This window comes from Comamonas sp. 4034 (assembly GCF_050434545.1).
Lineage (GTDB): Bacteria > Pseudomonadota > Gammaproteobacteria > Burkholderiales > Burkholderiaceae_C > Comamonas > Comamonas odontotermitis.
This window is the reverse complement of record NZ_JBNDIT010000009.1, coordinates 78690-93047: the sequence shown is the minus strand read 5'-3', so window position 1 is coordinate 93047 and position 14358 is coordinate 78690. Positions and strand designations below refer to the sequence as shown.

General features: G+C 63.0%; 12 protein-coding genes. 7 read left to right on the top strand and 5 right to left on the bottom strand.

Annotation, left to right across the window (positions count from 1 at the left end; all coding sequences use genetic code 11):
• Positions 1–3: 3 nt before the first annotated feature.
• The 3 genes from ABIE32_RS11685 to ABIE32_RS11675 form a co-directional block, all read right to left on the bottom strand.
• The gene (locus ABIE32_RS11685; protein WP_429016274.1) at positions 4–1095 is read right to left on the bottom strand and encodes a transglutaminase-like domain-containing protein; all 1092 of its coding nucleotides are present in this window, start codon (positions 1093–1095) and stop codon (positions 4–6) included.
• A 177-nt stretch (positions 1096–1272) separates the two neighbouring features.
• On the bottom strand, positions 1273–2490 hold the full coding sequence (locus tag ABIE32_RS11680) for a patatin-like phospholipase family protein (protein WP_224151489.1): 1218 nt from the start codon (positions 2488–2490) through the stop codon (positions 1273–1275).
• Between the two features lie 130 nt (positions 2491–2620).
• The gene (locus tag ABIE32_RS11675; protein WP_429016272.1) at positions 2621–3199 is read right to left on the bottom strand and encodes a restriction endonuclease; all 579 of its coding nucleotides are present in this window, start codon (positions 3197–3199) and stop codon (positions 2621–2623) included.
• A 108-nt stretch (positions 3200–3307) separates the two neighbouring features.
• Between ABIE32_RS11675 and apbC the strand changes: the two genes are divergently transcribed.
• The 4 genes from apbC to ABIE32_RS11655 all read left to right on the top strand — a co-directional run bounded on the left by apbC (position 3308) and on the right by ABIE32_RS11655 (position 8079).
• The gene (gene apbC, locus ABIE32_RS11670; RefSeq protein ID WP_429016269.1) at positions 3308–4399 is read left to right on the top strand and encodes an iron-sulfur cluster carrier protein ApbC; all 1092 of its coding nucleotides are present in this window, start codon (positions 3308–3310) and stop codon (positions 4397–4399) included.
• Positions 4399–5337 carry a LysR family transcriptional regulator gene (locus ABIE32_RS11665; RefSeq protein WP_377779454.1) on the top strand — a complete coding sequence of 313 codons (939 nt, stop codon included), beginning with the start codon at positions 4399–4401 and terminating at the stop codon, positions 5335–5337. The genes apbC and ABIE32_RS11665 overlap by 1 nt, the downstream gene beginning before the upstream one ends.
• 152 nt (positions 5338–5489) lie before the next feature.
• On the top strand, positions 5490–7805 hold the full coding sequence (locus ABIE32_RS11660) for an FdhF/YdeP family oxidoreductase (protein ID WP_429016266.1): 2316 nt from the start codon (positions 5490–5492) through the stop codon (positions 7803–7805).
• The gene (locus ABIE32_RS11655; protein ID WP_429016263.1) at positions 7792–8079 is read left to right on the top strand and encodes a hypothetical protein; all 288 of its coding nucleotides are present in this window, start codon (positions 7792–7794) and stop codon (positions 8077–8079) included. The genes ABIE32_RS11660 and ABIE32_RS11655 overlap by 14 nt, the downstream gene beginning before the upstream one ends.
• Here the strand turns inward: ABIE32_RS11655 and ABIE32_RS11650 are convergent, their stop codons facing one another.
• Positions 8080–9294, bottom strand: a complete 1215-nt coding sequence (locus ABIE32_RS11650; RefSeq protein ID WP_429016261.1) for a hypothetical protein — start codon at positions 9292–9294, stop codon at positions 8080–8082. It abuts the gene before it with no gap.
• A 48-nt stretch (positions 9295–9342) separates the two neighbouring features.
• Complete coding sequence (locus ABIE32_RS11645; RefSeq protein WP_429016259.1) at positions 9343–10359, bottom strand: sensor domain-containing diguanylate cyclase; 1017 nt, start codon at positions 10357–10359, stop codon at positions 9343–9345.
• 196 nt (positions 10360–10555) lie between these two features.
• On the opposite strand from ABIE32_RS11645, the gene ABIE32_RS11640 reads away from it, so the two are divergent.
• The 3 genes from ABIE32_RS11640 (at position 10556) to ABIE32_RS11630 (ending at position 14350) form a co-directional block, all read left to right on the top strand.
• The gene (locus ABIE32_RS11640; RefSeq protein ID WP_429016257.1) at positions 10556–13075 is read left to right on the top strand and encodes an ABC transporter permease; all 2520 of its coding nucleotides are present in this window, start codon (positions 10556–10558) and stop codon (positions 13073–13075) included.
• Between the two features lie 94 nt (positions 13076–13169).
• Entirely contained in the window at positions 13170–13574 is a 405-nt protein-coding gene (locus ABIE32_RS11635; protein ID WP_429016254.1) for a group II truncated hemoglobin, read from the top strand.
• Between the two features lie 182 nt (positions 13575–13756).
• A complete protein-coding gene (locus ABIE32_RS11630; protein WP_224151498.1) occupies positions 13757–14350 on the top strand; it encodes a LemA family protein in 594 nt (197 codons plus the stop codon).
• Positions 14351–14358 lie beyond the last annotated feature (8 nt).

The window sequence follows — 14358 nt, the reverse complement described above, 5'->3', positions numbered from 1 at the left end:
GCCTCAGGCCAGTTTGGCGGAGGTGATGCGGTAGGCGAAATGCGCGGGGTCCAGGCTGTCCAGGCGCCCCTGGGCCGTTTCACCCTGCGGATACATGAAGAAACCCACGGTCTTGCCAGCGCCGGGCAGGCGCACATCGGCTGCCGTGTTGTAGGCCATCCAGTTGCCTTCCCAGCCGCCAAACAGCATGGCGCGGGCGGCGCGTACCTTGGGAGCATCCTTGTGCAGGCCACCGGGCTGTTCTTCCAGTGCAACCTTGGCCACATCGGCAGGGTCGACAGGAATCCATCCATAGCCATCGGCGTAGAACTCGGCGCGGCAGTGCTGGGCCTTGGAGATGTCGCCGCTCTTGCCCAGGCTCTTGAAGCCGTGCACCGAGTCGTCGACGCGCACGCCATACACATCACGGGCAGGCACGCCACTGGCGCGCGAGAGGGCGGTGAACAGGCCGTTGAGGTCGGCGCACTTGCCCGACAGATTGCCGCTGGTCAAGGTGTAGCGCACATCACCGGTACCACAGCCGGCCACCGAGCCGTCGCGGGTGCAGTTGGCCACCATCCAGTCATAAATAGCGCGGGCCTTGCCAATGGCATCCTGCGGCTTGCCTGCTTCGGCCTGAATCCTGTCGGCTGTCTCTTTCACGATGCCATCCAGTGGTGCCAACGATGTGGGCTGCAGGTAGGGGCGCAGTTGTGCTGCAGGCAGCTTGCGGGCGGTACCGGCAGCGCCCAGGTCGGTGGCACGGTCCAGCACGGCGATGCGGCTCTTGACTTCTACCGTGTGGGCGCTGCTGGCGTCTGCCCACTGCACGGCAATCATGCGGACATCGGTGCCGGGCACGGCAAACAACTCGGCCTTGGTAGCACCGGGGGCGCTGAAGGACACATCCAGGGTGCGCTGGTAGCCCGGCAGTTCGGCGGCGGGTACCGGAATCCAGACCTTGGACTGCGCTGTTTTTTCACTCAGGTCGACCAAGGTGGTGACTTCGAACTGGCGCCAGTTGGCCGCCGCAGCGGGAATGGCTGCAAAGACGGAGCCGAAGCTGCCTGCAGATGCAGCGATGCTGGAGAGTTGGAGAAAGTGGCGACGTTGCATGACAACCCCTTGCAAAAATAGGTGGGCTTGCAAGGCTGCAACGTGGCTGGCGGCGCAATCACGCGCACGAACGGCGCGCGCTATGCGCAGAGGATTCACAGACGGCACCGCAGGACCTGCAAGAGACGGCTTATCGTAACAGGTCTGCCTGCCTGCCTCCTGGTTGTGAGTGGTTCCTCAGCGCCGGCTGGGCCAGTCGAAAAAGGCGCGCACCTCCTCCTGGCGCGCCATGGTGTCGGCGCGCCCCAGCGCGATCAGCGCGCGTGTGTAGCCGGGCTCGAACAGCAAATAGCTGGCCAGTGCTGCGCTGCCGATGCTGTGGTTGTGTACGGAGACGCCCATGGCCCCCAAGAGCGCGCGTACCGGGGTAGGAAGCTCTTGCAGGTGGGCCAGCGCGATGGCGTCCAGCGACTGCGAAGGCGTGAAGACCAGCAGATCCACGGGCCGCAATGCGCTGCGTGCCTGCTCCAGTGGCGGAATCAGGCTGAGGGTGTGGTTGATGCGCTGGGCCCGCTCCACGTCCAGTGAAAGGGCATCCAGAAAGATGGTGGACAGGGCATGGCCTGCCACCTGTGCCAGGCTGGGAAAGGGCGGGTGCTCGCCTTGCGGCAGGTTCACCACTTCGTGCGAACGGCCCACGCCCACCACCACGATGCGTTGGGCGCCAAGGTGTACCGCAGGCGCCAGTGGGGCAGTCTGGCGCATGGCGCCGTCGCCCAGGTAGTTGTATTGGCCGCGCACGTCCAGCTCGGTGGGCGGAAAGATGAATGGAATGGATGACGATGCCATCAGGTGCTGGTGTGTGATGCGGTCCTGGATGGCGCGGCGCTGCAGGCGCGACCAGCCGGGCACATGCGGGCCGGTCTCGTAGAAGGTGATGTGCTCTCCCGTGGTGTAGCTGGAGGCGGTGATGGCAAGGGCCGCCAACTGACCGTTGTGCAGCAGGTGAGGGATTTTTTCGAGCGGCAGCTCGGCCTGCAGCAATTGCAGCAGCGGCGTGTTGTCCAGCAGCGAGCGCGGCTTGCTGTGGTGCCAGCGGGTCAGCGCCCACCCCAGGGTCAGCAGGCTGAGCCAGCGCGCGCCGCTGCGCGCAACACCAAAGGCATCGGCGCGGTAGACTTGGCTGGTCGAGAAATTGCGCCATACGCGCGAGAGGCGCTGCACGGCCCGGTCGAAGTGGTCGGCGCCGCAGGCGAGGCCTGCGGCATTGATGGCCCCGGCAGATGTGCCCACCGCAATCGGGAAGGGGGTGGGCGCATGGTCCTCCCCGGCGTTTTGCCGCAGGCGCGACAAGGCCTGGAGCACTCCCACCTGATAAGCGGCTCGGGCGCCGCCGCCAGACAGGACAATCGCGGTGAGGGCGTCATGCGGACTGTGGTGCAATGCGGTCGACATGGCGCCACGATAGCCGAAGTGCGAGAGCGGTGCCGGCAAGCACTGTCTTTTAGGTGCGCCGGCTGCTACAACTGCGGTCCTGGAGTAAAAAAACGCCTCTGGTTGAGGCGTTTTGAAGTGCATGCAATGGCTAGGGTTGGGACGCTTTATGCAAAAGTGCCGCAAGATCGTTGTTCTGTAGCACGGTAATTTTTTGATCACGCGCAAACAAGCGTGCGTTTTCACTCAAATTGCCCTGCAGCAAAACGTATGCGCAGGAGGCATCTGCCTTTTGGGCGGCATCGTGCAGGGCGCGCAGGGGCTCGATGCCGTGCACACCGGCTTTGCTGCGTTTGGTTTGTACCAGGGTCAGCTGACCATTGCGAGCGAGCTGAATGTCGGCATCGGCCTGCTGGCGCGTGGTGACGGTATAGCCTTCTGCCTGCCAGGCGCGCGTGAGCCAGGCCTGCAGGTCACGAGCAGGCAGGCTGGCGGCCTGGGCCAGCAGGGCCTCTGTAGCTGCGCTGCTGGGGGCGTTCCACTGCCGTTTGGCAGCCATGGCGCCGATCACGAAGAATGGCAGGCTGCCGGCAGCGCCTACAAATCGGATGTCCTTGGGCAGCAGCGCCAGGCACAGCAACACGATGATGGCCCCCACCACCACACTGATCCACCACGACGAACGCAGCAAAATCGCAAATACGGAGTTTTCGGCCATCTTCAGTTTCACGGGCGCAGCTCTTTCCATTCACAGACAGTGGTTTTCCGCACGGGCGGGCGAGGCTGTGATTGTCGCTGCTTAGCTATACTGATTGCTGTTTCAGGAATAGAAATTACGATGGCAGTTACACAACAGGCGCTGCTGGCCGCTTTGGCCAGTGTGCAGGATCCGCAAACAGGCAAGGATTTGGTGGTCACGCGCGCTGTGCGCAATGTGCAGATTGACGGCGGCGATGTGGCTTTTGATGTGGAATTGGGCTATCCCGCGCAAACCCTGTTTGCCGGTCTGCGCACCCTGCTGATTGCCGCTGCCCGGTCCGTGGAAGGTGTCGAGAACGTCTCCGTCTCGATCTCCAGCAAGGTGGTGGCGCATGCTGCGCAGCGTGGCGTGCCGCTGCTGCCCGGGGTCAAAAACATCATCGCAGTCGCATCGGGCAAGGGTGGCGTGGGCAAAAGCACCACCACCGCCAACCTGGCGTTGGCGCTCGCAGCCGAAGGCGCGCGGGTGGGCGTTCTCGATGCCGACATTTACGGCCCCAGCCAGACAATGATGCTGGGCGTATCGGGCAAACCCGAGAGCACCGATGGCAAGACCATGGAGCCCAAGCTGAACCACGGCGTGCAGGTCATGTCGATTGGCTTGCTGGTGGACCAGGACCAGGCCATGATCTGGCGCGGCCCAATGGCTGTGCAGGCGCTGGAGCAGATGCTGCGCCAGACCAACTGGAACGATCTGGACTATCTGCTGATCGATCTGCCACCCGGTACCGGCGATATCCAGCTGACCCTGAGCCAGCGTGTGCCGGTGACGGGCGCCGTCATCGTCACCACGCCGCAGGACATTGCCTTGCTCGATGCGAAGAAGGGCATCAAGATGTTCGAGAAGGTGGGCGTGCCCATTCTCGGCGTGATCGAGAACATGGCCATGCATGTCTGCAGCCATTGCGGCCATGTGGAACATATTTTTGGCGCCGATGGCGGCAAGCACATGGCGGCAGACTTCCAGCTCGATTACCTGGGCGCACTGCCGCTGTCGCTGCAGATCCGCGAGCAGGCTGACAGCGGAACGCCGACTGTGGTGGCGTCGCCTACCAGCGAGGCAGCCGGCATCTACCGCCAGGTGGCACGCAGCATTGCCGTCAAGATTGCGCAGCAGGCCAAGGACTTTTCCAGCAAGTTCCCCACCATCACCGTCAGCAGCAATACCTGATGAACCTTCTGGCGGCCATGCGCTATCTGGCTGCGCTCAACGCGCATGGCCATTTTGCGCGGGCGGCCGAGGCCTGCCACATCACGCAGCCCGCGCTGTCCAACGCGCTGCGTGCGCTGGAGCAGGAGTTTGGTGTGGCGATCGTCCGCCGTGGCCGTGTCTTTGCCGGGCTGACGCCCCAAGGCGAGCAGGTGTTGCAGACTGGGCTCGAGATGCTGCAAAAAGAAGAGCTGCTGCGCCAGTCTTTGAGTGCGCAGGCGGGGCACTTGCAAGGCCTTCTGCGCATGGCAGCGGTACCCACTGCAATGCCCATGCTGGTGCGCTTTGCCACCATGCTGCGCAGCCAGCACCCGGGCGTGTTGCCGGTGCTGCATTCGATGAGTTCGCCAGATATCGAGCGAGGGCTGGAAGCGCTGAGCCTGGATCTGGCGCTGGGCTACAGCGACCGCATCAGCAGCCCGCGTACCCAGTGCCTGCCGCAATACCAGGAGCACTATTACCTGCTGCGCAGGCTGGATGGCGATCAGGTTGGCCTGCACTGGGATGAGTCCATGCCCTGGGCGCAGGCAGGCCAGCAGGCGCTGTGCCTGTTGACCCCCGACATGCATAACCGGCAGATCGTGCAGCGCGCATTTGCCACCGTGGGTGTGCAGCCGCACCCGGTACTGGAGACCAATTCTGTGCAGGCGCTGCTGCAGGCGGTGCTGGAAGGCGGGCTGGCCAGCATTGTGCCGGGAGCCGTACTGGCCACGGTGCGCCACATGCCTGGTGTGCATGCTGCACCGCTGGTAGAGCCCGTGGTGCACAGCGAGGTCGCTTTCATCTACCAGCAGGCCCAGGTGGCGATGCCTGCTTTGCAGGCCGCGCTGGCGCTGATGGCACTGCCAGCCTGGCACACGCTGTGCCAGCACCATGCGGGCGCATTGCAACATTCTTGAGGAAATCGGCCGCAGGTGCTTATCCATAAAGCGCTGGTAGCTCACATTTTTATATTGAATGTCGGCATTGCAATAAAAAATTTGACCGTGGTCAAGCCTGCGGCTGAAATGCGAGCATTCATTTGCCGATCTCGTTCGGCGGGATGTCTGCCATGCATGAACAGAAAATTGCCTTCTACCCGGGCCCCGCAGGGGGGTGGGGCGCTCTCAACAGCGTAAAAAATGCGCTGCTGCACCAGAACATTGCGCTCAAGGGCGCCAAGACCCTGCTGTCTGCCAACCAGCCCGACGGTTTTGACTGCCCGGGTTGCGCATGGCCCGACCGCAACCATGCATCGACATTCGAGTTCTGCGAGAACGGCGTCAAGGCCGTGGCGGCAGAAGCCACCGCCCGCCGCGCAGGCCCCGGGCTTTTTGACCGGTATACCGTGCAGGAACTGGCCGCGCACAGCGATTACTGGCTCGAAGACCAGGGCCGCCTCACGCATCCGATGGTGTATGACGCGGCAAGCGACAAATACCGGCCGATTGCCTGGGACGATGCCTTTGCCATTATTGCCCGGCACCTGAACGCGCTGCCGGACCCGAACCAGGCGATCTTCTACACATCGGGCCGGGCCAGCAACGAGGCGGCGTTTCTGTACCAGCTGTTCGTGCGCCAATACGGCACCAACAACTTTCCTGATTGTTCCAACATGTGCCATGAGCCCAGCGGCACGGCGATGCGCGAGCAGATCGGGGTTGGCAAGGGAACGGTTGAACTGGCTGATTTTGAGAAAGCGGACGCCATCTTCATCTTTGGCCAGAACCCTGGCACCAACCACCCGCGCATGCTGGGCGAGTTGCGCGCGGCGCACAAGCGCGGTGCACGCATCGTCAGCTTCAACCCGCTGCGTGAGCGCGGGCTGGAGCGTTTTGCCGATCCACAGGACAAGCTGGAGATGGCAACACTGGGCTCCACGCCCATCAGCACGCATTATTTTCAGCTGCGCATCGGTGGCGATCTGGCGGCGGTCACCGGCATGGTCAAGCATGTGCTGGAGCAAGAGGCGGCTGCGCGCGCAAGTGGCCGAGATGGTGTGCTGGACCATGCCTTCATTGCCGAACACACCACGGGCCTGGAAGCGCTGACCGCCAGCGTGCAGGGCGCAAGCTGGGCAGAGCTGGAAGCGATGGCGGGCCTGACCGAAGCGCAGATGCGCGCTGCTGCAGACGTGTACCTTGGGGCGCCTGGCGTCATCGCCTGCTGGGGCATGGGCATTACCCAGCACGCGCATTCGGTGGCCACCATCCAGATGATCACCAACCTGCTGCTGTTGCGCGGCCACATCGGCCGGCCTGGCGCGGGGCCCTGTCCCGTGCGGGGCCACAGCAATGTGCAGGGCGACCGAACCATGGGCATCTGGGAAAAGCCGTCTGCCGATCTGCTGAACCGGCTGCACGATGTCTACGGGTTCGAGCCGCCGCGTGCGCACGGCGTCGATGCGGTGGAAGCCATTGCCCATATGCGAGATGGCAAAGGCAAGGTGTTTTTTGCGCTGGGCGGCAACTTTGCGGCCGCGACGCCCGACACAGTTGCCACCTGGCAGGCGCTGCAGCGCTGCGATCTGACGGTGCATGTCACCACCAAGCTCAACCGCAGCCATGTGGTGCACGGGAGAGAGGCGCTGATCCTGCCATGCCTAGGGCGCACCGAAATCGATCTGCAAAACGGCGAGGCGCAGGGCGTGACGGTGGAAGACTCGATGAGCATGGTGCACATCTCGAAGGGCATCAACCCGCCAGCGTCCGAACACCTGCTTTCCGAGCCTGCGATCATCGCCCGCCTGGCACATGCCACCCTGGGCGCGCGCAGCCACGTGGACTGGCTGGCGCTGGCGCAGGATTACTCCCTGATCCGCGACGAGATCGAAAAGGTTTTTCCGGATTTTGCCGGCTTCAACCAGCGCGTGGCGGTGCCCGGAGGTTTCCGCCTGCGCAATACGGCCAGCGAGCGGGTATGGGCCACAGCCTCGGGCAAGGCGGCCTTCCAGGCGCATGCCTTGCCCCGCAATACCCCGCTGCAGCGTGCCCGCGAGCGCTCGCCGGGGCAGCGCGTTTTCACCTTGCAGAGCACGCGCTCGCACGACCAGTACAACACCACGGTCTATGGCATGGATGACCGTTACCGTGGCGTGTTCGGCCAGCGCCGCGTTCTGTTCATCCATGCAGAAGACATCCGCGAGCTGGGCATGCGTGACGGCGACTGGGTCAATATCCGCACCGTGTGGGACGACGGCGTGGAGCGCCGGGCCGATGGGTTCAGGCTGGTGGCCTACGATACGCCGCGCGGCAACCTGGCGGCCTACTACCCGGAGACGAATCCGCTGGTGCCCTTGACGGCGGTGGCAGAGCGTGCGGGCACGCCCACTTCCAAGTCGATTCCAGTGGTTCTGGAGCGCGCCGCGATTGCCCATGACGCAGCCTGACGCCTTGCCCCTAGCCGCCCACATCCTGTTGGCCTTGGCCGAGTTGCAGGATGCTCCCGGGGCAGAGGTCTCGCTGCCGCGTCTTGCCAAGCATCTGGGGGCCAGTGCCAGTGTGCTGATGCGGGAGTTGAGCCTGATGGGCGACGTGGCCCTGGGCGCGAATGCCAGTGCCGGACCGGGTTGGGTGAAGGTGCGGCAGGCCGACAGCCGTTGGCTGGTGAGCCTGGCGCTTTCGGGCAGTGCGCTGGCAGAAGGGTTGCAGCAGGCGGGATAGTCAGGGCCTGTTCAAGGCCAGACGAACGTTGCTGGTCAGTGTGAACGCACTGAATTTTTCATCAAGCAGCCATTGCCTGCCGGGCATCAGCAGAAAGTCTTCGCAGTTGGGCGCATTGCAGCGCTGGCTGTCCACCAGTTCCAGCACCACGGCGTCTTCCGTGGCCTTGTCGATGGAGCGGCCATTGACCCGTACCGCAGCCACACGACCTTGCTCATCCCATTCCGAGATGGCCCCGCGCAGCAGTACGCGCGACCAGTCGCCACGCGTGCGTCTGGCCGGTTGCACCACGGCTTCAGTGGCAGTGCGAGCGGCCGCCATGCGCACAGCCACCAGAATGATCTGCTTGTCGAAGCGGAAAGGGTTCTTTTCCAAGGCTTCCAGCGACACCAGCTGGCCTGCGCCGGTCTTCCTGGCGAAAGTCTGGATACGGTCCCGATTGGCCTGCAGGTCTTTGGTTTCCTGCTGGTCCTGCTGCAGGCGCGCCTGTTGCTGTGAAGCCTCGTTGCGATAGCTGGTCCATTCTGGAGGTTGCTTGCGCAACTGCTTTGTGGCCTGAACCACTCCACCGGGAATATTGCCATTGGAATCCGGCGACCAGTCGCTGCCACGCTGCAGGCTGACACGCAGAAAGCCACCCTTGATGCTGCCTGCAGCGCCATCCGGACACAAGGATTGCCAGTGTGCATAGGCCCGATCCAGCCAGTCCTTGGCGAGCGCATCGTCTGCCAGATTGCCGTTGGCCGATACCTGCAGCCCCAGAGGCTGGCAGGCCGGTGCAGGCAGCTTGCCGTCCACGCGGCTTTCCACCCACAAGCGGCCGGGTTGTGCACCTTTGGGCGCGGGCAGGGGGCCCATGTCGAGCAATACACGGGTGTTGTCCACGCGGCGGGCGCCAACGGTGTTTTTGTTCTCCAGAAACACGCCCTGGCTGAACCGGCCCCTCCAGGTGGTGGGCGGCGCATCAGGCGCGTGGCGAAGCTGCCAACTGGCGGTGCCCTGGCCTTCGGCAACGCCTCCCTTGCAACCGCCTTCGTAACGGTAGAGGTAGTCGCTGGTGCGCATGATGCCCGCAACCACGACTTCGCAACTGCCGCTGCTGACACCTTCGGGCGCGGCGTGCACAGATGGCGCTGCACAGGCGACCGCCAGACACAGGGCCCTCCATTGTGGTGCGCGAAGCTGGCCGAGTCTGGCAGTGAAGGTGGTTCTCATGCGTGTTCCTTGTGTGCCTGATTGGTCGAGTTCAGCATATGCCTCCTCTCAGTGTCTGCGCTTGCGTGCCAGCTTGATTCGATACATCTCGGCGTCGGCCTGCTGGAGGGCGGTGTTCAGAGTGCTTTGGCCAGGAATTACAGCGACGATGCCCACGCTGGCACCGTCATAGGGCAGCAATAGCTCGGGCCCAAGCTGCAACCCTGAAGACAATGTGCTTGAAAAAATGCGTGCCTGGGTTTCATGAAGCGCCTCCGCAGGGTCTTCGGTCAAGGCTGGGCCGAGGCCTGCAAACACAAATTCGTCGCCACCCAGGCGGGCCATGATGTCTGAGTCGCGCACTGTGCCTTGCAATTGCCGGGCAATGAGCTGCAAAAAATGGTCGCCTGCTTCGTGACCATAGCGGTCGTTGATGACTTTGAAACCATCCATGTCGATCATTGCCACCAGCACATGGCATTGCAGGCGCGCCGCCAGGTCCAACAGCTGTGCCAGTTGCTCAGTCATGGCGCGGCGATTGGGCAGCCCTGTCAATGCGTCGGTACTGGCCAGGCGCAGTAAGGCGGCATTCTGGCTTTGGACGGTGGCCAGGAGTTGCTCGCGCTCCACCTGCTGGGCAATCAGGTGGGCAAACAGGCGCATGACGTCCTGAGCCTCCAGGGTGATGGGCAGTGCCTGCGCGCTGGCGGCGCACAGGGTGCCGAACAATGTGCCATTGGCCATCCGCACGGGCGTGCTGGCATAGGTATGGATCCCCAGTGCCCGCGCTGCCTGCGAATCGCCCCAGATCTCACTGACATCGGCGCTGTAGGGGCATTGCTCGTCCAGCGCGCGTTTGCACAGGGTGTCTTCCCAGGCGACGCTCAGGCCTTCAGGAATGCACAAGCGTTGCGTGTTGCGGGCATACAGCACGTGCTGCATACCTTCATTCAGGTCGATATGGGTCAGGTAGGTAGATTCGAGCTGGGTGAGCTTTTGCAGCATTTCCAGCATAGGACGGGCCAGGTCCTCAAGCTGGCGTGCCTGAGAGACAGTCTGGGTCAGTTGTGAAAGCAGCGTATCCATGGCGTGAAACTCAAGACGGCAAGCGTGTTGCGTATCGTAGCTGGCTTGTGCAGCGGCTCAAAGGCCCTGTGTTCAGGCATGAGATGACCGTTCCCCGTGAAAAGTGCCTCTCCATGCCATACAGAAAGGGTATGGCCGGTTGCTACGGATGCCCGTTACCGCCAGGGGAATAGCGCGCATCAGTTATGTTCCACCCATGGGACACAAGATTTTCGGAATCGGATGGCGCAACCTGGTGCGTGACTGGCGTGCCGGTGAGTTGCGTCTGCTGCTGGTGGCCGTTGCATTGGCGGTGGCAGCATTGACTTCGGTCAGTTTTTTTTCGGATCGGTTGCAGGCGGGATTGCAGCGCGACGCCAGCCAATTGCTGGGAGGGGATGTGGTCATCGTCAGCGACAACCCGACGCCCGCGGCATTCTCCCAGAAGGTGGAGCAGCTAGGCCTTCAGGGAGTGTCGACGGTGAGCTTTCCCACCATGGGGCGGGCTGCTGATGAGGATGGCGGCGAGACCCGTCTGGTAGGGCTCAAGGCCGTTCAGGATGGTTATCCATTGCGAGGCCGGGTGCGTGTTGCGCAGGCGGTCGATGGGGCCGACGCAGCTGCAGAGGGGATTCCCGCGCAAGGCGAGGTCTGGGTGGACGCCAGTCTGCTGGAAGCATTGGGCCTGCGCATGGGGGCATCGCTGTGGCTGGGGGACCAGGCATTCAGGATTGGCCGCATCATCACCATTGAGCCAGACCGGGGCGCCGGGTTTCTGGGCTTTGCGCCGCGCGTGATGATGCGTTGGAGTGACCTGCAGGCCACGGGCCTGGTGCAGCCGGCTAGCCGTCTGGTCTACCGCTATGCCGTGGCTGGAGCACCGGAGGCGTCGGCGCAGTTCCTGCAGTGGGCAGAGCAGCAGGTGGCGGCTCCGGACAGCCATGGCGTGCGCGTGGAATCGCTGCAAAGCGGCCGGCCGGAGATGGAGCAGACACTCAGCCGCGCGCAGAAATTCCTGAACCTGGTGGCCCTGCTCGCCGCCTTGCTGTCTGCCGTGGCAGTGGCATTGGCGGCGCGCACCTTTGCCAATGCGCATCTGGGCAGTGCTGCATTGATGCGGGTGTTGGGCCTTTCGCAGCGGGACATTGCCGGAGCCTACCTGGTGGAGTTTCTGGCAGTTGGGCTGGCAGCCAGCCTGATCGGTGTCGCACTGGGCTTTGCCATGCACTATCTGTTCATCGGTTTGATGGCTGGGCTGTTGGCGGTGGAGTTGCCTGCAGCCAGCGCCTGGCCGGTCGGCATCGGCATGGGTATGGGCATGACCTTGCTGCTGGCCTTCGGCTTGCCACCGGTACTGCAATTGGCCAGGGTGCCGCCGCTGCGGGTGCTGCGACGAGAGCTGGGTGCCATGCGGCCAGCGTCGGCCTCGGTGCTGCTGGTGGGGATGGCTGGTTTTGCTGCACTGTTGATGCTGGTGAGCGGTGATTGGGCATTGGGCGGTATCGCAGTGGGCGGTTTTGCCGCCGCCGTGCTGGTGTTTGCGCTGCTGAGCGCTGCGGCAATTGCCGTATTGCGCCGTGGTGTGCATGAGGCAACTGCGCCACAGTGGCTGGTGCTGGCGACACGCCAGGTGGCAGCACGGCCCGCATTTGCGGTGGTGCAGATCAGCAGCCTGGCCGTGGGCCTGATGGCACTGGTGCTGCTGGTGCTGCTGCGCACCGACTTGATCCAGACCTGGCGCCAGACCACGCCGCCCGATGCGATGAACCGTTTTGTCATCAACATCATGCCGGACCAGTCCGACGCCTTTCGGGCCGCGCTGGAGCGGGCTGGCATCAGCAAGGTGGATTGGTACCCGATGATTCGTGGCCGGCTCATCCAGATCAATGGCAAGGCCGTGGGACCGCAGGACTATACCGAGGATCGCGCCAAGCGCCTGGTGGACCGGGAGTTCAATATCTCGAACAGCACCGAGCTGCAAGAACACAACCAGGTGGTACAGGGCCGATGGGTGGCGGGCGACGCCCAGGGCATCAGCGTGGAAGAAGGCATTGCCAAGACCCTGGGCCTCAAGCTGGGTGACCGCCTGCTGTTTGACATGGGAGGCGTGCAGCGCGAAAGCACCATCACCAGCTTGCGCAAGGTGGATTGGGGGTCGATGCGGGCCAATTTCTTCGTCATGTACCCGGTGGGTCATCTCGATGATGTGGCCGTGACCTATCTGGCCGCCTACCGGGCGCCCGATGTGGCGGGCTTTGACAATGCGCTGGTGCGCGAGTTTCCCAACATCACCAACGTCGATCTGCGTGCCACGGTGGCGCAGTTGCAGCGGGTGCTGGACCAGGTCATCCGGGCGGTGGAGTTCCTCTTTGGATTCACGCTGGCTGCGGGTCTGGTGGTGCTGTTTGCGGCAATCACCGCAACGCGGGAGGAGCGAGCGCGGGAGTTCGCCATCATGCGTGCGGTGGGGGCTCGCGCGCAATTGTTGCGCCAGGTGCAGCGTGCCGAGCTGGCTGGCGTGGGCCTGCTGGCGGGCGTCCTGGCCAGTGTGGTGGCCGTGGCCATCGGCTGGGCGCTGGCCCGCTACGTGTTCGACTTTGCCTGGACGCCCCGCTGGTGGGTACCTCTGGCAGGAGGAGCCTGTGGTGCAGTGCTGGCCCTGCTGGCTGGCTGGTGGGGGCTGCGTGAGGTGCTGCGCCGACCGGTGGTGGTCACCTTGCGCGAAGCCTCCGAATAGACATTGCGCAGTATCGGATTGATAGCGGCCAGCGTGCATCCATCAAGTGCTGGCGGTATATTTCGCCTCAAACTGACATTGAATTGACTGTGGTATGCAAATTGAAGAAAAGCCCCCGTTTGATACGCCGTTTGAATGGATTGGTGGTGAGTCCCGGGTACGCGCCCTGGTGGATCGCTTTTACGACCTGATGGATCTGGAGCCAGGCTATCGGGAACTGCGGGCTGCCCATGGCAGCAGTCTCGACGATGCGCGTGACAAGCTGTTCTGGTTTTTATGCGGCTGGCTGGGTGGGCCCGACCACTACATCAGCCGCTTTGGCCATCCGCGCCTGCGGATGCGGCACATGCCGTTTTCCATTGGCATTGCCGAGCGCGACCAGTGGCTGGCATGCATGGACCAGGCCATGGGTGACGTGGGTGTTGACCAAAAACTGCGAACGCGCCTGCAGCAGAGCTTCTTTCAGACGGCAGACTGGATGCGCAACCGGGGTGTTTGACGCCTCGTTTGCATGTTCCAAAGCGTTTGCCTTTTGAATAGGTTCTTGGGGGGCGATGAAGGCATAAATGCAACAAAATGCAGGTAAAACCTGATGTACATCAAGTGCGAATGTTCTTGCTTCGCTCAAGCAAGGCTCCATAATGGCCCCACCAAAAATAGAGAGAGGATGGGTGAGGGAACATGAACACAACCTGGATGGTGGTGGCAGCCGTATTTGCAGTGCTGATCGTGTGGGGCATCGTGGTGTACAACCGATTGATGGAGTTGCGCAACCGCACTGTCAATGCACTGGCGCAGATCGATGTGCAACTCAAACGCCGGTACGACCTGATTCCCAATCTGGTATCAGTTGCCAAAAAGTATCTTGAACACGAATCGCAGACGCTGGAGGCGGTGATCCGTGCGCGTGGCCAGGCCCAGGCCGCAGCCACCGCGTTGCGCACGGCGCCCGGCAAACCCGAGGTGGCACAGGCCATGGTGGCCGCCGAGGGCGTATTGGGCGGGGCATTGAGCCGCCTGATGGTGGTGAGCGAGAGCTATCCGGAACTGAAGGCCGATGCCACCATGCGCTCTCTCAGCGAAGAACTCAACAGTACGGAAAACCGCATCGGCTACGCGCGCCAGGCTTACAACGACCAGGTGCTGGAGTTCAACAACGCGTCCAAGGCATTTCCGGCAATTGTGGTTGCGGCTCTCCTGGGCTTTCCCGCGCTGCCCATGCTGCAGTCCACGCAGAATGCACAGGAACGTGAAGCCATACGTGTTCAATTTTGATAGCTGTC